This window comes from Nocardioides maradonensis, assembly GCF_054777115.1.
Window position 1 is genome coordinate 1 of the sequence record NZ_BAAHAZ010000008.1, and the last position, 23,781, is coordinate 23,781.

Below are 23,781 nucleotides of genomic sequence, written 5' to 3' on the forward strand. Positions count from 1 at the left end.
CTTCTGCGCCGACCTGCACCAGCCGGTCACCGCCCGGCCGGGACTCAGGCTCGGAGGTGTGGAGGTCGGCCCAGGCGAGGACGCAGAGGAGCTCGTCGACGTCGGCTTGCAGTCGGGCGTCCACGGCACCGCTGATGGCGGTGAGGATGTGGTGGTGATCGCCCGACATCATGCACCTATTCTAGTCGAACAAATAGGCGAGTCTAGTGGACAAGCCTGTGAGTTTGGTGGATAACTCGTCACATTTCGAGCGGCGAGTGTGGGTTGGTTTCGATACGCCGCTCGCTGGCGCTCGCAGCTACTCAACCAACGACGAGGGGGCGGCCGCGCAGCGGCGGCGCGGGCGGAGCCCGTGCCGACTCCGCGCCGTCCTGCCGCCCGGTCGGGACCCCGGGTCAAGGACGCGAAGCGCCGCGGAGCGGGGCGAGCGCAGCGAGCATCCTTGATGCGGGGTGCCGGGCGGCTAAGGTGCGGCCGCCCCAGACCAGCCCCGCAGAGCACCGAAGCCCCTCAGACCCGCCGGTTGACCGACTCCGAGTAGGCCAGCGGCCGGTAGCGCAGGATCGGGTCGTCGGAGAGCTCGATGCCGTCGACCACGCGCGTCGGGTCGAAGACCGTCACTCCCCCGTCGGCCTCCGGGTCGGGCGCGACCGAGGTGATGGTGAAGGTGCCGGCGTCGAAGGTCTCGGACGTCCTCCACACCGACATGGGGTCGTGCGGGTCGTCGCCCTCGGCCGCGACCGAGGCCTCGAGGGTGAAGGTCACCGGACCGTCGGCGAGGCGGGCCTCCATCTCCTCGCGCAGGCGGTCGGGACCGCCGAACGAGCCGCCGAACGCGGGCGAGGTCGGGCGCAGCACGTAGCGCACCCACACGCCCGACCCGTCGGCGGCGACCCAGCGGTAGGCGTGAACCGGGTAGTACGTCGGATCGGCGTACGACCTCGGTGCGGCGATCGCCTTGGCCCTCGCGTTCGCCACCAGCGGCCCGAACGCGTCGCGGTGCTTGAGCAGGAAGAGCGGGAGCCGCACCGGCGACTGCGCCGCCTCCACGAACTCGATGAAGTCCTCCGGGGTGCGGACGACGAAGCGCGGCGCGGTCTGTCCCAGGATGTCCGTCGCCGTGCCGTCGGGCAGCTGCAGCTTGACCGCCATCCCCCGCACGTCCGGCGCCTTGTCCGGAACCGCGGGGTTGCCGCCGCCGTTCGACCAGCGGACGAGCACGGGGACCGTCTGGCCGGACAGGTGCAGGGCTCGCGACAGCTCAGCGGCCCGCGGCGTGGCGGTGAAGGTGCCCACGTAGAACGAACCCTTGGCGTGCAGGGTTCGGTGCTTGTCCGCTCCGGTCCGGAACGCGGCGCGGATGCGGTCGATGGCGGAAGCCGGCGTCGGGTCGCTCACCCGCGCAACATAGCGCGGACGGTTGGGGCCGCGGCATAGATTCGGGGCGGGCCGCCGAGCGACGGCCGGACGGAGGTGTGCTGTGATCGAGGCGATCGGGCTGACCAAGACGTACGGCGAGAAGCGGGCCGTCGACGACCTCTCGTTCACCATCCGGCCCGGCGTCGTCACCGGCTTCCTCGGCCCCAACGGCGCGGGCAAGTCCACGACGATGCGCCTCCTCCTCGACCTCGACGCCCCCACCGGCGGCCGGGCGACCGTCAACGGGAGGCGCTACCGCGACCACGCCGCTCCTCTGCGCGAGGTCGGTGCGCTCCTCGAGGCGAAGGCCGTGCACAGCGGCCGGAGCGCGCGCAACCACCTGCGCGCCCTGGCCGCCACGAACGGCATCCCCCGGGCCCGCGTGGACGAGGTGCTCGGCATCGTGGGCCTGGACAGCGTCGCGCACAAGCGGGCCGGCGGCTTCTCGCTCGGCATGGGCCAACGCCTCGGGATCGCCTCAGCGCTGCTCGGGGACCCGGCGACCCTCCTCCTCGACGAGCCCGTCAACGGGCTCGATCCCGAGGGCGTGCTCTGGGTCCGCACCCTGCTCAAGCGGCTTGCGACCGAGGGGCGGACGGTCTTCGTCTCCTCGCACCTGATGAGCGAGATGGCCCTCACCGCCGACCACCTGATCGTCGTCGGCAAGGGCCGGCTGATCGCCGACTCGTCGGTGGCCGACCTCACCCGCCGGGCGGCGCAGGACCGCGTGCACGTCGAGAGCACCGACGACGAGCGGCTCGCCTCGCTGCTCCGCTCCGACACCGTCACCGTCACGCGGCACGAGGACGGCGGTCTCGACGTGGCCGGCATGCCGAGCACAGCGATCGGCCAGGTCGCGCTCGAGGCGGGGATCGCGCTCGGTGTGCTCACTCCGCACTCGGCCACCCTCGAGGAGGCGTTCATGTCGCTCACCCGCGACGCCGTCGACTACGTCGGGGTGGCGTGATGGCCGCCGTCGAGCCGCGGGTGACGTTCCCGCGCGTGGTGCGGGCCGAGTGGATCAAGTTCCGGTCGCTGCGCTCCACCTGGATCACGTACGCCGTGGCACTGCTGGTCGCCGACGGACTCGGTGTCCTCATCGCCTGGCTGCGCGGAAGGGACCTGCACCAGCACGGCTTCGAGCTGGGCTTCGACCCGGTCGCGTTCTCGCTACACGGCCTGATGCCCGCGCAGCTCGCGTTCGGCGTGGTGGGCGTGCTGTTCGTGACGGGCGAGTACGCCACCGGATCGATCCGGGCGACCATGACGGCGGTCCCGAAGCGCTTCCCGGTGCTGCTCGCCAAGACCCTGGTGTTCGCCGTCGTCACCTTCGTCGTGGCGCTGGCGCTCTGCTTCATCGCGTTCTTCGCCGGCCAGGCCGTGCTGTCCACCTGGCACCTCGGTGTGTCGATCGGACACCCCGGAGCCCTGCGCGCCGTGCTCGGCGGCGCCTTCTACCTGACCGTCGTCGGGCTGATGGGCCTCGGCCTCGGCTTCGCGATCCGCAGCACCGGCGGCGCGATCGCGGCCCTGTTCGGCATCGTCCTGGTCCTCCCCCTCATCGCCCAGGCGCTGCCGTCGTCGTGGCAGGACCACATCATGAAGTACCTGCCGCTCTCGATCGCGGAGTCGCTGATCTCCCAGCTGGCCGGGATCCTGACCGGTGCGCTGTCGACGGGCGCAGGGCTGGCGGTGCTGGCGGCGTACGCCGTCGGCGCGCTCGCGCTCGGCCTCGCCGTCCTGCTGCGCCGGGACGTGTAGTCAGTCGTCGGCGTGGACGTACTTGCCGCCGGCCAGCCACGAGGCGGCCGCGGCGAGCAGGCACATCACCGCGGCCGACGCGAACACCACGACCAGGCCGTGGTGGAACGGTGACGACATGAGCTCCGGGAAGAACTCCTTGCCGGTGAGGGTGCCCAGGTCGGGTGAGCCGAGCGGGACGCCCGCCGCCCTGATCTGACCCAGGATCGTGTCGATCGGGTTGAACCCCAGGAACGACGCGAAGAGCGACGCGACCGGCGGCATCTGCCCGGCCGCCGACGCTGCCGGTGCCGCCACCCCGTGAGCCTCGAGCCCCCCGGTCAGCGTGGTCGGCAGCTTGGCCGCGAGCCCCGCGATCATGAGCGAGAAGAAGACGCCGATCGACAGCGACGAGCCCGCGTTGAAGAACGTGCCGCGCATCCCGGAGGCCGCCCCGCGCTGGTGGGCGGGCACCGAGTTCATGATCGCGGACACGTTCGGTGCCGCGAACAGGCCGGAGGCGAGGCCGTTGACCAGCAGGATCAGGGCGAACAGCCAGTAGGGGAAGTCGACCGGGATCAGCAGGAAGCCCACGAAGGTGAGGGCGACGAGCACCATGCCGCCGGTGGCGAAGAGGCGCGCCCCGAACCGGTCGGACAGCACGCCGGACACGGGTCCGGCGATGAGGAAGCCGGCCGTCAGCGGCAGCATGTAGATGCCGGCCCACAGCGGCGTCGACGCGTAGGAGTAGCCGTGCAGGGGCAGCCAGATGCCTTGCAGCCAGATGATCAGCATGAACTGCATGCCGCCACGGGCCACCGACGAGAGCAGGCCGGCCAGGTTGCCCGCCCAGAACGGCCGGACCCGGAACAGGCTCATCGCGAACATCGGGTCCGCCACCTGGGTCTCGATCCAGCAGAAGAGCGCCAGCACGAGCACGCCGCCGATCAGGCCGCCCAGCACCCACGGGTTCGTCCACCCCATCGTGTGCGAGCCGTAGGGCTGGATGCCGTAGGTGATGGCCACGAGGATCGCCGTCAGACCGACCGCGAACGACAGGTTGCCGGGGAGGTCGAGGCTGCCCCGTCGGCGTACGCCGGTCTCGTGGAGGGACAGGTAGGACCACACCGTGCCCAGCACGCCGATCGGCACCGACACCCAGAACACCAGGCGCCAGTCGATCTCGGACAGCACGCCTCCGATCACCAGGCCGAGGAAGGACCCGGCCACGGCGGCCACGTTGTTGATGCCGAGCGCCATGCCGCGCTGCTCGGCGGGGAACGCGTCGGTGAGGATCGCGGTCGAGTTGGCGAACAGCATCGACCCGCCGACGCCCTGGACGACGCGGCCCACGATCAGCCACATCGCACCCGCGCCGCCGGTGAACGGGTCGAGCGAGAGCAGGATCGACGCAACGGTGAAGACGACGAACCCGAGGTTGTAGATCTTCACCCGGCCGTACATGTCCCCCAGCCGGCCGAGCATGACGACCAGCACGGCCGAGACGACCAGGAAGCCCATGATCATCCACAGCAGGTAGCTGACGTTGCCCGCGCCGAGCGGATCGACGTGGATGCCCTTGAAGATCGCGGGCAGCGAGATCAGCACGATCGAGGAGTTGATGGTGCTGATCAGGATCCCGAGCGTGGTGTTCGACAACGCGACCCACCGGTAGCGGGGGCTGCCGACATCGGTCCGCTTGCTCACGTGAACGAAATTTAGTTGCTGTCGCTAACCAACTCGACCGCAGTCCACGACCAGGACGGGCTGCCGCCAGGTCCCCCCACTATCTGCACTGCAGGAACCTGAAGATCTTGCTCGTTGACGCCGAATCCTGCGGGGCGAAAGTGTGCGAAACGGCCACGGCGCGGGAAGTTCTTCCTCCACGGCGCCGGGCCGCGACACATTCGCCCGACTCCCGACCGGAGTCACGAATCACTGAGGAAACCCCATGAGAAGAGTCCTCACCGGTGCCGTCACCTCGGCCCTGGTCACGACAGCCCTGGCCTGGACGCCGGTGTTCGCGAACGCGGCACCGTCCGGCCACCCGGCGGTCAAGCCCGACCCGACCAAGGCCGCCGCGACCGCACGACGGCTGGTCCAGAGCCGTCCGGGCGTCGTGCGCGCCACCGCGCAGGAGCGGCTGATCGCCCACCGCGTCATCACCAACGCCGCAGGGATGCAGGTCGTGCCCTACACGCGCACCTACCGCGGCCTGCCGGTCGTGGGCGGTGACTTCACCGTCGTCACCGACGCCGGCGGCCAGGTCGTCGGCGTCAACGTCGCCCAGAACCGCAGGACCAGCCTCGGCTCGATCACACCGACGATCGGCAGGGCTGCGGCACGTCGTACTGCCGGCAAGCAGGTCCGACAGGCCCACGCCGAGCCGGGCACCCAGCTCGTCGTCGTCCAGCAGCGCGCCTCTCACCTGGCCTGGGCGACCACCGTGCGCGGGGTCCGCAAGGGCGAGGCCTCCCGGCTCACCGTGTACGTCGACGCCCACACCGGCAAGGTCATCCACACCGTCGAGCACGTCATGGACGGCACCGGCACCGGCGCGTACGACGGGCCCAACCCGCTCACCATCCCGACCACGCAGTCCGGCAGCACCTTCTCGACGACCGACCCGAGCAACGGGATCACCTGCCAGGACGCGGCGAACAACACCACCTTCACGGGCAGCGACGACGTCTGGGGCAACGGCGTGGCCTCCAACAAGGAGACCGGCTGCGTCGACGCGCTGTTCGTCGAGAAGACCGAGAACGCGATGCTCTCGGCGTGGGATGGCCGCAACGGCCTCGACGGCGCGGGCCACGGCTGGCCGATCCGGATCGGCCTCAACGACGTGAACGCCTACTACGACGGCACCCAGGTGCAGATCGGCCACAACCAGGCCGGCGACTGGATCCCGACCCTCGACGTGCTGGGCCACGAGCAGGGCCACGGCGTCGACGACCACACACCGGGCGGCATCTCCGGCAACGGCACCCAGGAGTTCGTCGCGGACACCTTCGGCGCTGCGACCGAGTGGTACGCCAACGAGCCGAGCGGCTACGACACCCCCGACTACACCGTCGGCGAGGAGGTCAACCTCGTCGGCAGCGGCCCGATCCGCTACATGTACGACCCGTCCAAGGCCGGCGACGACAACTGCTACTCCTCCAAGGTCCCGACCGAGGAGGTCCACGCGGCGGCCGGTCCCGGCAACCACTGGTTCTACCTGCTCGCCGAGGGCACCAACCCGACCGACGGCCAGCCGGCCAGCCCGACCTGCAACAGCAGCACGGTGACCGGTCTCGGCATCAAGAAGGCCGAGCAGATCATGTACGGCGCCATGCAGATGAAGACCTCGTCCTCGTCGTACCTGAAGTACCGGACCTGGACCCTCACCGCGGCGAAGAACCTGTTCCCCGGCAGCTGCACCGAGTTCAACACGGTGAAGGCCGCGTGGAACGCGGTCAGCGTCCCGGCTCAGACCGGCGACCCGACCTGCACCACGAGCGGCAACACCGTCACGGTGTCGAACCCGGGCAACCAGACCGGCACCGTCGGCACGGCCAAGAGCCTGCAGATGACCGCCACCGACTCGCAGGCCGGGCAGACCCTGAACTGGTCCGCGACCGGCCTGCCGGCCGGCGAGTCGATCAACGCGAGCACCGGCCTGATCTCCGGTACGCCGACCACGGCCGCCACCTCCACGGTGACCGTCACCGCCAAGGACACCACCGGCGCCACCGGATCGACGTCGTTCACGTGGACCGTGAGCGGCTCGGGCGGCGGGGGCGGCAGCCAGCTGCTGCTCAACCCGGGCTTCGAGTCCGGCGCGGTCAGCTGGACCGGCACCAGCGGCCCGATCACCAACAACACCGGGCGCCCCGCGCACAGCGGCACCTGGAAGATGTGGCTCGGTGGCAACGGCACGACGGCCTCCGAGAACGAGTCGCAGACCGTCTCGATCCCGGCCGGCGCGGCGCACGCCACGCTCACCTACTGGATCCGGATCGACACCTCCGAGACCACGTCGACGACCAAGTACGACACGGCCAAGGTGCAGGTGACCAGCGGCGGCACGACGACGACCCTGGCGTCGTACTCGAACCTGGACGCGAACAGCACCTGGGTGCAGAAGACGATCGACCTGTCGTCCTACGTCGGCTCGTCGGTCACGCTGAAGTTCTCGATGAGCGAGGACTCCTCGCTGCAGACCAGCTTCGTGGTGGACGACACCGCCCTCACGACCAGCTGATCCGAGACGTCGACGGCGCCGTGGAGGTCAGTTGTAGCTGACCTTCACGGTGTCGGTCAGCGGGCGCGACTGGCAGCCGAGGCGGATGCCCTCCTCGAGGTCGTCCTTGTCGAGGACGTCGTTGTGGTCCATCCGCAGGTCGCCGGACAGGAGCCGCACCGCGCACGCCGAGCACTCGCCCTCACGGCAGGAGAACGGCGCCTTGACGCCCTTGCTCTCCAGGAAGTCGAGCAGCTTGGTGCGCGGGTCCCAGTCGTCGTACGCGAACTCCTCGCCGTCCAGCTCAACCTCGAGCTTCACCGGTCCGACCGGGCCGTCGGGCACCTCGGGACCCTCGCCCTCGATGCTGTCGGCGTCGTCGATCTCCGACTCCGCGAGGCGGACCTCCTCGATGTCGCCGAACGGGTTGCCACCGAGGGAGACGAACTTCTCCTGGTGGCGCTGGCTGCGCGGCAGCCCGGCCTCCTTGGTGACGTCCATGACGGCTTTCATGAACGGCGCGGGGCCGCAGGCGAAGACGTCGTACGTCAGGTACGGCGCGACGAACGCGCGGATCTGGTCGAGCGTCGGGATGCCCTGCACCGACTCGAGCCAGTGCGTGATCTGGAGCCGGTCCGGGTGTGCCGCCGCCAGCTCGCGCATCTCGTCGGCGAAGATCACCGACCTCTCGTCACGGTTGGCATAGAAGACCACGATCTTCCCGGTGCCCTCGGCGAGCGCGGTGCGGATGATCGACATGATCGGGGTGACGCCCGACCCGCCGCCGAAGAGCAGCAGGTCGGCGTCCAGCGACGCGGGCGTGAAGATGCCGGACGGCGGCAGCACCCGCAGCGTGTCACCGACCGCGAGGTTGTCGCAGATCCAGTTCGACGCATAGCCGTCGGCGGTGCGCTTCACCGTGACGGTGAGCGGTCCGCCGTCGTGCGGGCTGCTGGACAGGGAGTAGCAGCGCGCCACGATCCCGGTGCGGTCCGACGGCACGGCGACCGTCAGGAACTGGCCCGGCTTGTAGGCGAACTTCTCGTCCGCACCCGCGGGCACGGCGAAGCTGATGGACTTCGCGTCGGCGGTCTCCTCGACCACTCCGACGACGTCCAGCACGAAGGACTCGATGTCCACCTCGATCTACCAGTTCCTCTCGTAGCCGTCAGCACTCATCAGGAGCGCCGACGCTCAGCTCGCCGTCACGCACAGCGGCGTCGATGCTAGCCATCAGGTTCGGGCAGGACTGGTGCACGTCTCGTCGACCGCGCGACGCGTCCCGCTCGGCGAACACTTTACATGTAGCCAGTGATTGTAAAGTCCATTGGATGGAGGTGTGCTGTTCGCTGTGCTTCTTCACCAGCACCCGCGCCGCGCAGGCCTCGCACCCGACCTCCGCCAGTCCGTCGCGGGTGTAGCGCCGCTGCTCCTCGACGGTCGCGGGGTCGCGCGGCTCGAAGGACGCCATCAGGACTCGGCCGGGACGGCCGCCTCCGCCGCGCGCCGGGCGAGGTTCTCGGCCACCTCGGCGTGCCAGTACTCGTTGGCGCGGGTGGTGTCGACCTCGAACTCGAAGCGGTCGGTCATCTCCGGGGTGACGTCGGCGACGTCGACGTAGAACTGCTCGTACCAGCGACGCAGCTGGTAGACCGGACCGTCCTCCTCGCACAGCAGCGGGTTCTGGACCGCGACCTTGTTCTCCCAGATCGCCACGTCCTGCAGGAAGCCGTCACCGAAGGACTCGGTGTAGCGCTCGGCGATGTAGGCACAGGTCTTCTCGTCGAGCCCCTCGGGCTTCTTGACCGTGATCCCGTACTGCAGCAGGAAGGAGTCCGGTCCGGTCGGGATGTGGCAGTTGATCAGGATGACCTCGGTGACGAAGCCCTTGTAGTCGACCTTGAGCCAGTTGATCATGTACGACGGCCCGTAGTACGTCGCGATCGACTCCAGCGTGGAGTCCTCCCCGCTGTAGCCGCCCTCGGTCTTGTCGGGCCGGCCCTTGGAGCCCATGAACTGGGTCGCGGTGTGGCCCTCGAAGATGTTCCGGAAGCTCGTCGGGAACGCGAAGTGCACGTAGTAGAAGTGCGCCATGTCCGCGACATTGTCGATCAGCTCGCGGCAGTGCGACCCGTTGATCTGCTTGGTGTGCCACGACCACGGCGTGTACGCGTCCGTCAGCACGTCCGGCAGCTCCGGCGGCAGGATGTCGCGGTCAGCCGCGGAGCCCTCGGGGTCGTTCCAGATCATCAGCTGACCGTTGACGACGGCCGTCTCGTAGCGGTGGGTGCGGGCGCGCAGGGGCACCCGTCGGGCGTACGGGATCTCCTTGCACCTGCCGTCGCCGCCCCAGCGCCAGTCGTGGAACGGGCACGCGATGGTGTCGCCCTTGACCTCGCCCTGGGTGAGGTCGCCGCCCATGTGCCGGCAGTAGCCGTCGAGCACGTTCAGCTCGCCGTTGCTGTCCGCCCAGACGACCAGCTTGGTGCCGAAGCCGTGGATCGCGTGCGGCTTGCCGTCCGCGAAGGCGCTGGCGAGACCCAGGCAGTGCCAGCCACGCGCGAAGCGGATCGGCGTCGTCCCCTGGTCCAACATCCGGGTGTCACTCATGTAGAACACGTTACAGTTTTGCGGTTAGAGTGACAACAACCAGCCCCACGATCCAGGTCACAGGAGACCCGATGCACATCGATCTCGAACCCCAGCAGCGTGCCTTGCAGGAGGAGCTGCGGGAGTACTTCGCCCAGCTCGTGACCCCCGAGATCCGGGCCGGGCTGGCGTCCGCGACCGGCGAGTTCGGCGAGGCCGGCGTGTACAAGAGCGTGATCCGGCAGATCGGCTCCGATGGCTGGCTGGGCATCGGCTGGCCCAAGGAGTTCGGCGGCCAGGCCCGCTCGATGGTGGAGCAGCTGATCTTCACCGACGCGGCGGCCGTCGCCGGCGTACCGATCCCGTACCTGACGCTCAACACCGTCGGACCCACGATCATGCGGTTCGGCACGGAGGAGCAGAAGGAGTACTTCCTCCCGAAGATCCTCGCCGGCGAGCTGCACTTCTCCATCGGCTACTCCGAGCCCGGCTCCGGCACCGACCTCGCGTCGCTGCAGACGAAGGCCGCCCTCGATGAGGCAGCCGGCGAGTGGGTCATCAACGGCCAGAAGATGTGGACCTCGCTCATCCAGTACGCCGACTGGATCTGGCTCGCGTGCCGTACCGAGGAGGCGCCGCGGCACAAGGGCCTGTCGATGATCCTCGTCCCGGCCGACGCGCCGGGCGTCTCCTACACCCCGGTCCACACCGTCGCCGGGGTCGGTACGTCGGCGACGTACTACTCCGACGTGCGGGTGCCCGCCTCGAACCTCGTCTCCGAGCGCGGCGGCGGCTGGGCCCTGATGACCAACCAGCTCAACCACGAGCGCGTCGCCCTCACGTCCGCCGCACCGCTGGTCCACTCGCTCGGGCTGGTCAAGGACTGGGCGCGCGAGACCCGCAACCCCGACGGCACGCGGGTCATCGACAGCGAGTGGGTGCAGATCGCGCTCGGACGCGCGCACGCGCGGGTCGAGGCGCTGTCGCTCATCAACTGGAAGCTCGCCGCCGACGCCGACCACGGTGTCGCGCTGTCGCCGGCCGAGGCGTCGGCCACGAAGATCTACGGCTCCGAGCTGGCCACCGAGGTCTACCGCTCGCTGATGGAGGTCGTCGGCCCGCACGCCGGCATCACCGCCGACTCCCCCGGCGCCGCGCTCGCAGGGCGCCTCGAGCGCTTCCACCGCTCGTCGCTGGTGATGACCTTCGGCGGCGGCACGAACGAGATCCAGCGCGACATCATCGGTTACGTCGGCCTCGGCCTGCCCGCCGCCAAGCGAGCCTGATCGACACGACCCAGAGGACATGGACTACTGACATGGATTTTCTGTTCACCCCCGAGCAGGACGAGGCCGCCGAGCTGGTCGCCTCCATCCTCGAGGACAAGACCACCAACGAGCGGCTCAAGGCCGTCGAGGCCGCCGGCGACCGGTTCGACCGGGACCTCTGGGCGACGCTGGGCGACGCCTTCGACTGGGCCGACCTGGACCTGGTCACCCTCGCGCGCGTCCTCGTCGAGGTCGGCCGGTACGTCGCGCCGGTGCCGCTGGCCACGCACGCCGCCTGCGTCACGCTGCTGACCCGCGCCGGCCTCCGCGCCGACGCGAGCCTCTACGCTGCCGCGGTGGCCGAGGAGCGCGCCCACCTGCCCGAGGCACCGACTGTCACGGCCTCGGCGTCCGGCGCGATCACCGGGACGAAGACGATCGTGCGCGCCGGTCTGGCCGCCGACGCCCTGCTGGTCACCGCCACCGACGCCTCGGGCGCCGGCGTCTACCTGGTCGCCCCGGCCGGTCCCGGCGTACGACGGGACGCGCAGCACACCAGCGACGGCGACGTCGCCGCGCTGATCACCTTCGACGATGCTCCGGGCCAGCGGGTGGCGGACGCCGCGGACCTCGCGGACCTGCTCGTCGCGCTGTCTGCCGCCGAGCAGCTCGGCGTGACCGAGGGCGCGCTCCGGCTGACCGCGGAGTACGCCAAGACGCGCGAGCAGTTCGGCCGTCCGATCGGCACCTTCCAGGCCGTCTCGCAGCGGCTGGCCGACGGCTTCATCGACGTGCTGGCCCAGCGGCTGACGCTGTGGCAGGCGATCTGGCGGCTGTCCGAGGGCCTCCCGGCCTCGACCGAGGTGGCCGTGGCGAAGCTCTGGGCCGCCGACGCGGGTCACCGCCTCGCGCACACCACCACGCACGTGCACGGCGGCGTCGGCATCGACCTCGACGGCGAGGCGCACCGCTACTTCACCTCACCGAAGCGCTTCGAGTTCCTCTTCGGCGGCGCCACCGAGCAGGCGCTCAAGATCGGCCGCACGTTCGCGGCATGACGGTTCGCGACCTCCTCCTGGCCCGCGCGGACGACGACCGCCCGGCCCTGCGCTGGCGGGAGGAGGGCAGGGTCCGCACCCTCTCCTGGCGTGAGTACGTCGCCGCCGCCGCCCGGCTCGCCGACGACCTCGAGGCGCGTCTCGACCCGTCGCTGCCGCCCCACGTCGGCGTCCTCCTGCCGAACGGGCCGGCTTTCGCCCTGCACCTCGCCGCGGCCGGGCTCGGCGGTCACGTGCTGGTCGGCCTCAACCCGACCCGGCGCGGTGCCGCTCTGGACGCCGACATCGCCAAGGCCGACTGCCAGCTCGTCGTCGACTCCCCCGACCTCGCCCTCAGCCGAGTTGCCATCTCTGGTCGACCGAAACCAGGGATTGGGCTGACCACGAGCCCGAACTCGCGGGGAGAGGTCGCGGCGGACTCGCTCTTCATGCTGATCTTCACCAGCGGCACCAGCGGTACGCCGAAGGCCGTGCGGGTGACCCACGAGAAGGTCACCGGGCCCGGCACCCACCTGGTGGCGCGCCTCGGGCTGACCGCCGACGACGTGCACTACCTGTCGATGCCGATGTTCCACTCCAACGCGGTGATGGCGGGGTGGGCGCCGGCGCTGACCACCGGGGCCGCCTTCGCGGTGGCGCCGTTCTCGGCGCGCGGGTTCCTGCCCGACGTACGGGACTTCGGGGCGACGTACGCGAACTACGTGGGCAAGCCGCTCGCCTACATCCTCTCCACGCCGGAGCGACCCGACGACGCGGACAACCCGCTGCGCGTGGTGTTCGGCAACGAGGCGAACGAGAAGGACATCGCGGAGTTCGGCCGCCGCTTCGGCTGCACCGTGGTCGACTCCTACTCATCGACCGAGAACGCGGTCATCGTCCAGCGCCGGCCCGACATGCCGGAGGGCGCCCTCGGGTGGCCGCTGGACGGGGTGAAGGTGCTCGACCCGGAGACCGGCGAGGAGACGGCGGACGGCGTGATCGGCGAGCTCGTCAACACCACCGGCGCCGGCGCCTTCGCCGGCTACTACAACGACGCCGACGCCGAGGCCGAGCGGATGCGCGGCGGGATGTACTGGTCGGGCGACCTCGCCTACCGCGACGCCGACGGGTGGATCTACTTCGCCGGACGCTCCGGTGACTGGCTGCGGGTCGACGGGGAGAACATGGCGACCGCTCCGATCGAGCGGATCCTGCTCCGCCACCCGGCGGTCGGCGAGGCGGCGGTCCACGCGCTCCCGGACCGCGTCGGCGACAAGGTCGCGTGCGCGCTCGTCCTGCGGGGGCCGCTCACCGCGGACGACCTCTGGACGTTCCTCGCCGAGCAGACCGACCTGTCGCCGAAAGCCTGGCCGAGCGTCGTACGAGTCCTGGACGACCTCCCGCGCACGGCCACCAACAAGGTGCTCAAGCGCGAGCTGCGTGACCTCGACCCGGACCTCGGGACGACCTGGTCGCGCTGATCAGCCCGTGTAGGGGATCTCGGCCTGCCAGGCATCCTCCGGCTGGTCGATGGCGGCGCGCAGCGCGGCGGCGACGTTGTCGGGCGCGAACGGGCCCTCCTTCTTCAGCAGCCCGCGCACGGTCACGGACACGGCCCGGATGCCATCGTCCTTGAGCAGGGCGTCGAGGCTGCGGACCAGGTTCTGGATGCCCGCCTTCTGCACGCCGAGCGAGCACGCGCCGAACCACGGCTTGTCGGCGGCCATGCTGCCGGTGACGGTGATCCGCGCGCCGGCCGACATGAACGGCCGCGCGGCCTGGACGAACGGCAGGAGCGCCCCGACTCCGAGACGGACGTCGGCGAGCAGCTCGTCGACGGTCAGCTCGAGCGGGGTCTTCTCCGTGTACGCCGACGGGTTGAAGTGCGCCACGTCGACCGAGCCGAAGGTGCGGCCGAGCTCGGTGACCACGTCGCGGGTACCGGCCTCGTCGGTGAGGTCGGCCAGCACCGTGGTCGCCGACCCGCCGGCCTGCTCGACCTGCTCGGCGAGCGTGGCCAGGACGCCCTCGTCGGCACCGAGCAGACCCAGCCGGGCCCCCTCGGCGGCGTACAGGCGCGCGAGCGATCCGCTCACGCCGGGTCCCGCTCCTGCGATCAGCACTATCCTCGTCATGCACCCAACCTAGTGACACACCGGCGAAACGGTGCCGTCACATGGCGTACCTATGGTGCGGGCATGGAGGCGGCAGTGGACTGGGTGCCCGGCGACGGCGCCACGGCGTACGACGAGATGTACGACGGCACGACCGTGCGGCCCGAGTACCGCACCCTCCGCTCCCGGCTCGACGCCCTCGACGGAGCCGAGCTGCGGTCGCGGATCGACACGCTCGCGGCGTCGTACCTCGACCAGGGCGTCACGTTCGACATCGGCGGCGAGGAGCGGGCGTTCCCGATCGACATCGTGCCCCGCATCATCGGCCCGTCCGCGTGGACGACCATCGACCTGGGCGTGCAGCAGCGCGTCAAGGCACTGGAGGCCTTCCTCGCCGACGCGTACGGGGCCGGCCAGGTATTCGCCGACGGCGTGGTCCCGCGGAGCACGGTGATCTCCTCCGGTGCCTTCCACCGCGAGGCAGCGGGCATCGACCCCGCGAACGGCGTGCGCTGCCACGTCGCGGGCATCGACCTGATCCGGGACGAGCAGGGCGGCTTCCGGGTGCTCGAGGACAACGTGCGCGTGCCCTCCGGGGTCTCCTACGTGATGACCAACCGGCGCGCCATCGGCTCGGTGCTCCCCGAGGCCATGGCCGACCACCGCATCCGTCCGGTCGCGGGCTACCCCCAGCGGCTCCTCGCCGCGCTCCGCGCCGCCGCGCCCGCCGGCGTCAGCGACCCGACCGTCGTCGTCCTGACCCCCGGCGTCTACAACAGCGCCTACTTCGAGCACGCGCTCCTCGCGCGCACCATGGGCGTCGAGCTCGTCGAGGGGCGCGACCTCCAGTGCCGGCGCGGCCGGGTGCTGATGCGCAGCACGCGGGGCCTGGAGCCGGTGCACGTCATCTACCGGCGCGTCGACGACGAGTTCCTCGACCCGGTCCAGTTCCGGGCCGACTCGATGCTCGGCTGCCCGGGTCTGGTCAACGCCGCGCGCGCCGGCAACGTCACCCTGGCCAACGCGATCGGCAACGGCATCGCCGACGACAAGCTCATCTACACCTACGTGCCCGACCTGATCCGCTACTACCTGGGCGAGGAGCCGGCGCTGCCCAACGTCGACACCTGGCGGATGGGCGACGCGGCGGCCCGCGAGGAGGTGCTCGACCGGCTCGACGAGCTCGTCCTCAAGCCGGTCGACGGCTCGGGCGGCAAGGGCATCGTCATCGGGCCCGCCGCCTCGCGCGGCGAGCTCGACGAGCTCCGCACGAAGATCCTCGCCGCGCCCCGCGACTGGATCGCCCAACCCGTCGTCGGGCTGTCCACGGTCCCGACGTACGCCGACGGTGCGATGCGGCCACGCCACGTCGACCTGCGTCCCTTCGCGGTCAACGACGGCGAGCGGGTCTGGGTGCTGCCCGGAGGCCTCACCCGCGTCGCGCTGCCCGAGGGCGAGCTGATCGTGAACTCCTCCCGCGGCGGCGGGTCGAAGGACACCTGGGTCCTCGCGGGGCCCGCGGCCGAGCAGACGCAGATGCAGACGCAGATGCAGGAGGCCTGAGCATGCTGAGCCGGATCGCCGAGTCGCTCTTCTGGATCGGGCGGTACGTCGAGCGCGCGGACGACACCGCACGCATCCTGGACGTGCAGACCCAGCTCATGCTCGAGGACCCGGGCCTCGGCGTACCCGCGGCCTGCCGGGCGGTGCTGTCGATCATGGGCGTGGAGGCGCCGCCCGGCGACCTGACGGTGGCGCAGCTGGTCGACCTGCTGGCCTACGACCCCGACTCCCCCGAGTCGATCGCCGCCAGCCTCCACGCCGCGCGGGAGAGCGCACGTCGTGCCCGCGAGACGCTTTCCGAGCCGCTGTGGGTCACGATCAACACGACGCACCGCGCGATCGGCTCGGGCGCCTTCCGTGCCCTGCAGACCTCGCGCGGCCTGCGCTGGGTGCGCGACCAGGCGGCCCTGATCAGCGGCACCGCCGACGCGACCATGACGCGCGACGAGGGGTGGCAGTTCTTCATGCTCGGCAAGTCGATCGAGCGGGCCGACATGACCGCACGGCTGCTCGCGAGCGCCGCGCTCTCCCCCGGCCACGTCTGGACGACGACGCTGCGCGCGTCCGGTGCCCACGAGGCGTTCCTCCGTTCGCGGCGCGGCCTGGAGACCGACCGCGAGGTCGTCTGCTTCCTGCTGCTGGACCGGCTGTTCCCCGGGTCGGTGTCCTACTCGATCGACCGCGCCGAGCGCTGCCTCACGAACCTGGAGGCCGGCGGCCACCGCGACAGCGCGGACAACGACGCACGGAGGGTCCTGGGCCGGGCGCGGTCCGACCTGGAGTACCGCAGCATCAGCGACCTCGTCGACGACCTGCCGCTGGCGATGGACGACTTCCAGCTGGCCTGCGCGCAGGCCACCGACGCGATCACGCGGCGCTTCTTCTCCGGCTCCGAGGCGCTCGAGTGGCACGGCACGAGATGAGGAGCAGCCGATGCAGCTGAGGATCGTCCACGTCACGGGCTTCGAGTACGACGGCGAGGTGAGCGCGTCGTACAACGAGGCCCGGATGACCCCGCAGGCCTCCGCGCACCAGACCGTCAGCCACACCCGGCTGGAGGTGACACCGCACCCCTGGACGCAGTCCTACCGCGACTACTGGGGCACGGTGGTCACCGGCTTCGAGGTCCTCGCTCCGCACCGCAGCCTGACCGTCACCGCCACGTGCATGGTGGAGACGGAGGGGCCGCGGGCCGCGACCGGTACGCCGCTGACGTGGGCCGAGCTGCTGGACGGCCCGACGGCGGAGGACCTCACCGAGTACCTCACCGTCACCGACCGGGTGCGGCCGCCGGCCGACCTCGTCGAGCAGACCCGCGCGCTCGCATCGAGCGGGGACGGCCCGTCGGACGTGGCACACGCCGTCTGCGGCCTGGTCCGCAAGGCCGTCGAGTACGTCCCCGGCTCCACCGACGTCCACGACGAGGCGGCCACCGCGTGGTCCCAGGGCAGCGGCGTCTGCCAGGACATCGTGCACCTGGTGGTCGGTGCGCTGCGCAGCGTCGGCCTGCCCGCGCGCTACGTGTCGGGCTACCTGCTCCCGACCGCGGACCCGGTCGTCGGCGAGGCCGTGCACGGCGAGTCCCACGCGTGGGTGGAGTGGTGGGACGGCAGCTGGACGGCGTACGACCCGACCAACGACGAGCAGCCCGGCGAGCGCCACGTCATCGTCGCGACCGGGCGCGACTACGCCGACGTCCGCCCACTCAGCGGCATCTACACCGGCGCCGCGACGTCCCGGATGTTCGTCAACGTGCAGATGACGCGGCTGGCCTGAAGCTCAGCCCTGCCGGTCGGCAGCGCGTCGGGAGTCGCGGCGGCCGCCTCGGACCGCACGCGCCTACGGAACCGCGACGATGAGGCCGGGGCGACGAAGACGCGCTCGGCCCATCAGGAACTCATGCCGTCCAGCTTCTTGACCGTCGCCTGGAACTCCGCCACCAGGTCCGCGACGACCTCGGCGACCGGCCGCACCTCGTTCATCCGGCCGACGATCTGGCCGACCGGCATGGAGATGACGTCGGGGTCGCCGGAGGCGTTGATCCGGTTGTGCGCGTCGGCCACGAGCAGGTTCTGCAGCGGCATCGGGAGCGGCGCGGGAGCACCCTCCTCGTTCCACGCCTCGGTCCACCTCGTCCTCAGCAGGCGGGCCGGCTTGCCGGTGTAGATCCGGGTGCGGACCGTGTCGGACGAGGTGGCGCGCAGGAAGGCGGTCTCCCAGCCCTTGTTGGAGGCCAGGTTGCGGTACTCCTCGGTGCCGAGCCAGATCGACCCGGTCCACACACCGGCCGCGCCCAACGCGAGCGACGCCGCGATCTGGCGGCCCGAGCCGATGCCGCCGGCACCGAGCACCGGTACGTCGGGGCCGACCGCGTCGACGATGTCCGGGGTCAGCACCATCGAGGCGATCTCGCCGGTGTGCCCGCCGGCCTCGTAGCCCTGGGCGATGATGATGTCGACGCCGTTGGCGACGTGGCCCTGGGCGTGCTTCGGTGCGCCCGCGAGCGCGGCGACCTTGAGACCGGCTGCGTGGCACTCCTCGATGACGTCGTTCGGCGGCGTGCCGAGCGCGTTGGCGATGAGCACCGGCCGGTGCTGCAGCGCGACGTCGACGTGCGAGCGCGCCATCGAGTGCAGCCAGCCGAGCACGCCCTCACGGCCCTCGCCCTCCGGGAGCGGGGGGACGCCGAGCTTGAGCAGGGTCTCGTCGACCCACTTCTTCGCGTCCTCCGGGATGTACGCCGACAGGTCGGTCGAGGTTCCCTCGGTGGGCACCTTCATCGGCATCACCACGTCGACGCCGTACGGCTTGCCGTCGGTGTTCTCGTCCATCCAGGTCAGCGTCGCGTCGAGCTCGTCCGGGTCGTTGAACCGGACGCAGCCCAGCACGCCGAGACCGCCCGCGCGGGAGACCGCGGCGGCGACGTGCTCGGACGGGGCGAAGGCGAAGATGGGGTACTCGATGCCGAAGGCATCGCACAGCTCGGTGCGCATCAGTTGTTCCCTCCCAGGGTCACGCGGTTCTCCATCGCGAGCTCCTTGGCCCGCGGGTACTGCGCCTTGCCGGTGGCGTTGCGCGGGATCTCGTCGACGATCGTCAGCGAGCGCGGCAGCTTGTAGCCGGAGAGGTGGGCGCGCAGGAACTCGCGCAGCTCGGCGAGCTCGACGGTCGCGCCCTCGCGCGGCTGCACGACGGCCGCCACGGTCTGGCCGTACTTCTCGTCGGGCAGGCCGACCACGAGCACGTCGTACACACCGGGGTGGGCCTTGATCGCCTGCTCCACCTCCTCCGGGTAGACCTTCTCGCCGCCGGTGTTGACGCAGTTGGAACCGCGGCCGAGCAGCGTGAGCCGGTTGCCCTCCTCGATCCGGGCGTTGTCGCCGGGGATCGCGTAGCGGACGCCGTCGATCTCGATGAACGTCTTGGCCGACTTCTCCGGGTCCTTGTAGTAGCCGATCGGCACGTTGCCGGAGCGGGCGGTGCGCCCGACCCGGCCCACGTCCTTGACCGGGTCGAGCAGCTTGTCGTCGTCGTCGATGATCACGGTGGTCCGCGGGATCGAGATCACCGGACCATCCGTCGACAGCGCGCTCGCGTCCTGCAGGCCGGTGCCCTGGAAGCCGGTCTCGGAGGAGCCGATCGAGTCGGTGAACACGGCGTTGGGGAACGCCTTCATCCAGCGCTCCTTCACCGACTTGGAGAAGATCGCCGCGCTGCTCGCGATGGCGAACAGCGTCTGCCCGTCGAACCCGCCCTTCTCGTAGGCGTCGATGAGCGGCACCGCCATGGCGTCACCGGTCATGAACAGCATCTGGACGCCGTGCTGGTCGACCAGCTCCCAGGTCCGGACCGGGTCGAACTTCGGCTCGAGGATGGTGACCTGGCCGGCGAAGAGGTGCATCAGCAGGCTGGCCTGGGCGCCGCCGTGCATCAGCGGGCTCAGGGGCAGAGTGACCAGGCTGTCCTGCAGCGCCTTCTTGGACTGGTCGTACTCGTCGAGCAGGTCGCCGGTCATGAAGTCGATGCCGCCGCCGAGCACCCGCCAGAAGTCCTCGTGGCGCCACATGACGCCCTTCGGGAAGCCGGTCGTGCCGCCGGTGTAGATGATGTGGATGTCGTCGGCGCTGCGCTCGCCGAAGTCGCGTACGTCGGACTGCCCGGCGATCGCGTCCTCGAGCAGCACCCCGCCGTAGGGGCTGACGTCGGAGGTGTCGCCCTCGTCGAGCGGGTTCGGCACGGCGACGATCGTGTCCAGGCCCTCGATCCTCGGGGCGACCTCGGCGACCAGCGGCGCGTAGACCCGGTCGTGCACCAGGCCGACCAGGTCGGCGTTGTCGAAGAGGTACTCGAGCTCCCCGGCGACGTACCGGTAGTTGACGTTGATGGCGACCGCACGCACCTTCAGGATCGCCAGCAACGCGATGACGTGCTCGATGCTGTTCTTGGCGTAGAGCCCGACGTGGTCGCCCTTCCCGATGCCGCGGGAGGCGAGGAAGTGGGCGAGCCTGTTGGACTCGGACTCGAGCTCGGCGAAGGTGATGACGCGGTCGCCCACCTGCACGGCGGGCTTCTCGGGAACGGCGTCGACGGCGTGCTCGAAGAGATCGGCGATGTTCAGGGCCACACGTCCGAGACTAGAACACGTTCCAGTTTTTCGCTAGCGTGACCAGCATGAGCGATTGCCTCGTCGAGCAGGACGGCCACAAGCTGGTCGTCACCATGAACCGTCCGGAGCGCCGCAACGCCCTGTCCTCGGAGATGCTGCGGATCATGGAGTCCGCCTGGGACCGGGTGAACGCCGACCCGGAGATCCGGGTGTGCATCCTGACCGGTGCCGGCGGCTACTTCTGCGCGGGCATGGACCTGAAGGCGGCCGACGAGAAGCCGCCGTCGGAGAGCTTCGAGTCGGGCGCGTACGACCCGACGGTGATCAAGGGGCTCCTGAAGGGCTTCCGCCTCACCAAGCCGCTGATCGCGGCGGTCGAGGGACCCGCGATCGCGGGTGGCACCGAGATCCTGCAGGGCACGGACATCCGGGTGGCCGGCGAGTCGGCGAGGTTCGGCGTCGCCGAGGCGCGCTGGTCGCTCTACCCGATGGGCGGGTCGGCGGTCCGGCTCCCCCGCCAGATCCCCTACACGGTTGCCGCCGAGCTGCTCCTGACCGGCCGCACCCTCGGTGCCCCGGAGGCTAAGGAGCTGGGCCTCATCGGCCACGTGGTCCCCGACGGCCAGGCCCTGGCCAAGGCCCACGAGCTCGCCGACATGGTCGCCGCCAACGGCCCCCTCGCCGTCCAGGCCATCCTCAGGACGATGCGCGACTCCGAGGGCAAGCACGAGGACGACTGCTGGAAGGACGACGCCCGCGTCGGTGCCGCGGTGTTCTCGTCGGCCGACGCCAAGGAAGGTCCGCGGGCGTTCCTGGAGAAGCGTCCCGCCGTGTTCCAGGGGCGCTAGCAGCCCGGTGTTTCAGGCTCGCCGACAACGGCGAGGCTCGGGACATGTCACCCCACGTCATCGGCGCGATCGTCGTCGGCGCCTCCGTGCTGGTCGGCCTGCTGGTGCTCTCCGCTCGACGGACCCGGCGGCGCGAGGCGGAGCGGGTCGAGGCACTGCGGGCGTGGGCGGCCCAGCGCGAGTGGGCCTTCCGCACCGAGGACGCCGCGCTGGTCACCCGCTTCCGCCGGCAGCCGTTCGCGCGCGGCTCGCGTCGCCGCGCCCACAACGTGGTGAGCGGTCGCGCCCATGGCCGGAGCTTCACCGCGTTCGAGTACCTCTACGACACGACGTCCACCAACGGCGAGGGCCAGAGCACCACCGACACCCACCGCTTCGCCGTCCTCGCCGTGCACCTCGGCGTCCCGGTCCCGGAGCTGGCGGTCGGGCGGTCGACCACGCTGCAGCGCCTCTGGGGCAAGCTGTTCGGCTCCGACATCGCGCTCGGCGACGCCGAGTTCGACCGCGACTTCGCGGTGCGCTCGGAGTCGCCCGAGCTGGCCCGCGACGTCCTGCAGCCGATGGTCCGGGACACGTTGCGTCGGCACCCCGACATCGCCTGGCGGTTCGAGGGCGACTCGATGCTCGTCGTGCGGCGAGGGCGACACACGCCCACCGACATCCAGGAGCGGCTGGACTACGCGTCGGCGGTCCTCGCCGGCGTACCGCCGTACGTCTGGCAGCGGCTCGCCGGCGAGCCTCCTCGCTAGCCGACCGAGCGGTCCCCGGTCCAGAAGCGCGCCCGAAGCGCCTTCTTGTCCGGCTTGCCCAGCCCGGTCAAGGGCAGCGCGTCGACGGCGATGACGTCCTTCGGCACCTGTACCGATCCCTTGCGCTCCTTGACCATCGCCTTGATCTCCGCGACCACGTCGTCGGTGAGCGTGGCGCCCTCGCGGAGCACGACCACCGCCGTCACCGCCTCGCCGAACTTCTCGTGCGGGGTGCCGATGACGCCGACCTGGGCGATCGCGGGGTGCTCGGCGACGACGTCCTCGACCTCGCGCGGGAACACGTTGAAGCCGCCCGTGACGATCATGTCCTTGGTGCGGTCGACGATGTACCAGAAGCCGTCCTCGTCCTCCCGGGCCACGTCGCCGGTGTGCATCCAGCCGTCGTCGCGGAAGGTCTCCGCGGTCGCCTCGGGCAGGTTCCAGTAGCCCGCGGCGAGCAGCGGCCCCGCTACGCAGATCTCCCCCGGCTCGCCCGGTGCCACCGGTTCGCCGTCCGGACCCAGCAGCGCCGTCCGGAGGTACGCCGACGGGCGGCCGCACGACGTGAGGCGACCCTCGATCGGCGTACCGGACGCGTCGACGTGCTCGCCCTTCGGGAAGTAGGAGATGACCATCGGCGCCTCGGACTGCCCGTAGTACTGGGCGAAGATCGGGCCGAACCGCTCGATCGCCTCCTTGAGCCGCACGGGGTTGATCGCGGATGCCCCGTAGTAGACGGTCTCCAGCGACGACAGGTCGCGGGTGTGCGAGTCGGGGTGGTCCATCAGCGCGTAGAGCATCGTCGGCACGACCATCAGCGAGTTGATCCGCTTCTCCTCGATGGTGCGCAGCACCTCGGCGGGGTCGAAGCGGGCCGACACGAAGAGCGTGCCGCCCTTGATCACCACCGGGACGAAGAAGGCCGCGCCCGCGTGCGACAGCGGCGTGCACATCAGGAAGCGCGGCTCGGCCGGCCACTCCCACTCCGCCATCTGGATCTGCGCCATCGTCGAGAACGCGCGCACGGTCCCGACCACGCCCTTGGGCTTGCCGGTCGTGCCGCCCGTGTAGGTGATCGAGGTGATGTGGTCGGGCTCCAGGGTCGCCGCCTCGAGCCGCGCCGGCGCGAAGGTCGCCGCCACCTCGGTGAGATCGCGGCAGATCGCTCCGGTCGCCGACAGCACCTCCGGCACCGGACCGATCGTCAGGACCTGCTTGAGCCCCGGGCACTTGTCGAGCAGCTCGACGGCGCGCTCGGCGAAGTACGGGTCCACGACGAGGAACGAGATCCCCGCGTCGTTGATGACGTAGGCATGGTCGTCGGCCGACCCCAGCGGATGCAGCGAGGTGCGCTGGAAGCCCTGGGTCTGGCCCGCTCCGAGGATGAACAGCACCTCGGGCCGGTTCAGGGCCAGCAGCGCCCCGGCCGCACCGCGCCCGGCGTCCAGGGACTCGAAGGCCTGGACGTACTGGCTGATCCGGGCGGCGACCTCGCCGCCGGTGAGGGTGACGTCGCCCAGGTGGATCACCGGGCGGTCCCGGTGCCTCCTGAGCGCCGCCACCATCAGGTGGCCGTTGTGCGATCCGACGCGGAGCAGGTCAGTCATGCCCCCACAGTAGAAC

The 23,781-nt window shown here is 70.7% G+C and carries 20 protein-coding genes; 11 read left to right on the plus strand and 9 right to left on the minus strand.

Annotated elements, in window-relative coordinates; all coding sequences use genetic code 11:
- Window positions 1-510 precede the first annotated feature (510 nt).
- Window positions 511-1,398, minus strand: coding sequence for a catalase (locus tag ACYVAQ_RS10795; protein ID WP_460789210.1), 888 nt, complete (start codon window positions 1,396-1,398; stop codon window positions 511-513).
- Window positions 1,399-1,480: 82 nt separating this feature from the next.
- Between ACYVAQ_RS10795 and ACYVAQ_RS10800 the strand changes: the two genes are divergently transcribed.
- On the plus strand, window positions 1,481-2,386 hold the full coding sequence (locus tag ACYVAQ_RS10800) for an ATP-binding cassette domain-containing protein (RefSeq protein ID WP_460789212.1): 906 nt from the start codon (window positions 1,481-1,483) through the stop codon (window positions 2,384-2,386).
- A complete protein-coding gene (locus tag ACYVAQ_RS10805) occupies window positions 2,386-3,180 on the plus strand; it encodes an ABC transporter permease (RefSeq protein ID WP_460789214.1) in 795 nt (264 codons plus the stop codon). Before ACYVAQ_RS10800 ends, ACYVAQ_RS10805 begins: the two co-directional genes overlap by 1 nt.
- Here ACYVAQ_RS10805 and ACYVAQ_RS10810 read toward each other — a convergent pair whose 3' ends face one another.
- The gene (locus ACYVAQ_RS10810; RefSeq protein WP_460789216.1) at window positions 3,181-4,866 is read right to left on the minus strand and encodes an MFS transporter; all 1,686 of its coding nucleotides are present in this window, start codon (window positions 4,864-4,866) and stop codon (window positions 3,181-3,183) included.
- A 244-nt stretch (window positions 4,867-5,110) separates the two neighbouring features.
- On the opposite strand from ACYVAQ_RS10810, the gene ACYVAQ_RS10815 reads away from it, so the two are divergent.
- Window positions 5,111-7,405 carry a M4 family metallopeptidase gene (locus tag ACYVAQ_RS10815; protein WP_460789218.1) on the plus strand — a complete coding sequence of 765 codons (2,295 nt, stop codon included), beginning with the start codon at window positions 5,111-5,113 and terminating at the stop codon, window positions 7,403-7,405.
- Window positions 7,406-7,432: 27 nt separating this feature from the next.
- Here the strand turns inward: ACYVAQ_RS10815 and ACYVAQ_RS10820 are convergent, their stop codons facing one another.
- Genes ACYVAQ_RS10820 through ACYVAQ_RS10830 form a run of 3 tightly spaced genes read right to left on the minus strand, consistent with a single transcriptional unit; the run spans window position 7,433 to window position 9,994 of the window.
- On the minus strand, window positions 7,433-8,524 hold the full coding sequence (locus ACYVAQ_RS10820; RefSeq protein ID WP_460789220.1) for a 2Fe-2S iron-sulfur cluster-binding protein: 1,092 nt from the start codon (window positions 8,522-8,524) through the stop codon (window positions 7,433-7,435).
- Between the two features lie 28 nt (window positions 8,525-8,552).
- Window positions 8,553-8,855: a hypothetical protein gene (locus tag ACYVAQ_RS10825; RefSeq protein WP_460789221.1), complete on the minus strand. Its 303-nt coding sequence runs from the start codon at window positions 8,853-8,855 to the stop codon at window positions 8,553-8,555.
- A complete protein-coding gene (locus ACYVAQ_RS10830) occupies window positions 8,855-9,994 on the minus strand; it encodes a Rieske 2Fe-2S domain-containing protein (protein ID WP_460789223.1) in 1,140 nt (379 codons plus the stop codon). Before ACYVAQ_RS10830 ends, ACYVAQ_RS10825 begins: the two co-directional genes overlap by 1 nt.
- Window positions 9,995-10,065: 71 nt before the next feature.
- Between ACYVAQ_RS10830 and ACYVAQ_RS10835 the strand changes: the two genes are divergently transcribed.
- From ACYVAQ_RS10835 to ACYVAQ_RS10845, 3 genes are read left to right on the plus strand one after another with little or no spacing between them, the layout of a single operon-like run.
- On the plus strand, window positions 10,066-11,259 hold the full coding sequence (locus tag ACYVAQ_RS10835) for an acyl-CoA dehydrogenase family protein (RefSeq protein WP_460789225.1): 1,194 nt from the start codon (window positions 10,066-10,068) through the stop codon (window positions 11,257-11,259).
- Window positions 11,260-11,291: 32 nt separating this feature from the next.
- Window positions 11,292-12,299 carry an acyl-CoA dehydrogenase family protein gene (locus ACYVAQ_RS10840; protein WP_460789227.1) on the plus strand — a complete coding sequence of 336 codons (1,008 nt, stop codon included), beginning with the start codon at window positions 11,292-11,294 and terminating at the stop codon, window positions 12,297-12,299.
- Window positions 12,296-13,759 carry an AMP-binding protein gene (locus ACYVAQ_RS10845; RefSeq protein ID WP_460789228.1) on the plus strand — a complete coding sequence of 488 codons (1,464 nt, stop codon included), beginning with the start codon at window positions 12,296-12,298 and terminating at the stop codon, window positions 13,757-13,759. The genes ACYVAQ_RS10840 and ACYVAQ_RS10845 overlap by 4 nt, the downstream gene beginning before the upstream one ends.
- Here the strand turns inward: ACYVAQ_RS10845 and ACYVAQ_RS10850 are convergent, their stop codons facing one another.
- Window positions 13,760-14,413 (minus strand): SDR family oxidoreductase, encoded by a 654-nt coding sequence (locus tag ACYVAQ_RS10850; protein ID WP_460789230.1) that lies wholly within the window; start codon window positions 14,411-14,413, stop codon window positions 13,760-13,762.
- Window positions 14,414-14,476: 63 nt separating this feature from the next.
- Between ACYVAQ_RS10850 and ACYVAQ_RS10855 the strand changes: the two genes are divergently transcribed.
- Genes ACYVAQ_RS10855 through ACYVAQ_RS10865 form a run of 3 tightly spaced genes read left to right on the plus strand, consistent with a single transcriptional unit; the run spans window position 14,477 to window position 17,731 of the window.
- A complete protein-coding gene (locus ACYVAQ_RS10855) occupies window positions 14,477-15,955 on the plus strand; it encodes a circularly permuted type 2 ATP-grasp protein (protein ID WP_460789232.1) in 1,479 nt (492 codons plus the stop codon).
- 2 nt (window positions 15,956-15,957) lie between these two features.
- On the plus strand, window positions 15,958-16,878 hold the full coding sequence (locus ACYVAQ_RS10860) for an alpha-E domain-containing protein (RefSeq protein WP_460789235.1): 921 nt from the start codon (window positions 15,958-15,960) through the stop codon (window positions 16,876-16,878).
- Window positions 16,879-16,888: 10 nt separating this feature from the next.
- Window positions 16,889-17,731 carry a transglutaminase family protein gene (locus ACYVAQ_RS10865; RefSeq protein ID WP_460789237.1) on the plus strand — a complete coding sequence of 281 codons (843 nt, stop codon included), beginning with the start codon at window positions 16,889-16,891 and terminating at the stop codon, window positions 17,729-17,731.
- A 113-nt stretch (window positions 17,732-17,844) separates the two neighbouring features.
- Here ACYVAQ_RS10865 and ACYVAQ_RS10870 read toward each other — a convergent pair whose 3' ends face one another.
- Window positions 17,845-18,948 carry an NAD(P)H-dependent flavin oxidoreductase gene (locus ACYVAQ_RS10870; protein ID WP_460789239.1) on the minus strand — a complete coding sequence of 368 codons (1,104 nt, stop codon included), beginning with the start codon at window positions 18,946-18,948 and terminating at the stop codon, window positions 17,845-17,847.
- Window positions 18,948-20,579, minus strand: coding sequence for an acyl-CoA synthetase (locus ACYVAQ_RS10875; RefSeq protein ID WP_460789240.1), 1,632 nt, complete (start codon window positions 20,577-20,579; stop codon window positions 18,948-18,950). The genes ACYVAQ_RS10870 and ACYVAQ_RS10875 overlap by 1 nt, the downstream gene beginning before the upstream one ends.
- A 47-nt stretch (window positions 20,580-20,626) precedes the next feature.
- On the opposite strand from ACYVAQ_RS10875, the gene ACYVAQ_RS10880 reads away from it, so the two are divergent.
- Window positions 20,627-21,409, plus strand: a complete 783-nt coding sequence (locus ACYVAQ_RS10880) for a crotonase/enoyl-CoA hydratase family protein (RefSeq protein WP_460789243.1) — start codon at window positions 20,627-20,629, stop codon at window positions 21,407-21,409.
- Window positions 21,410-21,453: 44 nt separating this feature from the next.
- Entirely contained in the window at window positions 21,454-22,158 is a 705-nt protein-coding gene (locus tag ACYVAQ_RS10885) for a type III secretion system chaperone family protein (RefSeq protein ID WP_460789245.1), read from the plus strand.
- Here the strand turns inward: ACYVAQ_RS10885 and fadD8 are convergent.
- On the minus strand, window positions 22,155-23,765 hold the full coding sequence (gene fadD8 / locus ACYVAQ_RS10890; protein ID WP_460789247.1) for a fatty-acid--CoA ligase FadD8: 1,611 nt from the start codon (window positions 23,763-23,765) through the stop codon (window positions 22,155-22,157). The genes ACYVAQ_RS10885 and fadD8 overlap by 4 nt on opposite strands.
- Window positions 23,766-23,781 lie beyond the last annotated feature (16 nt).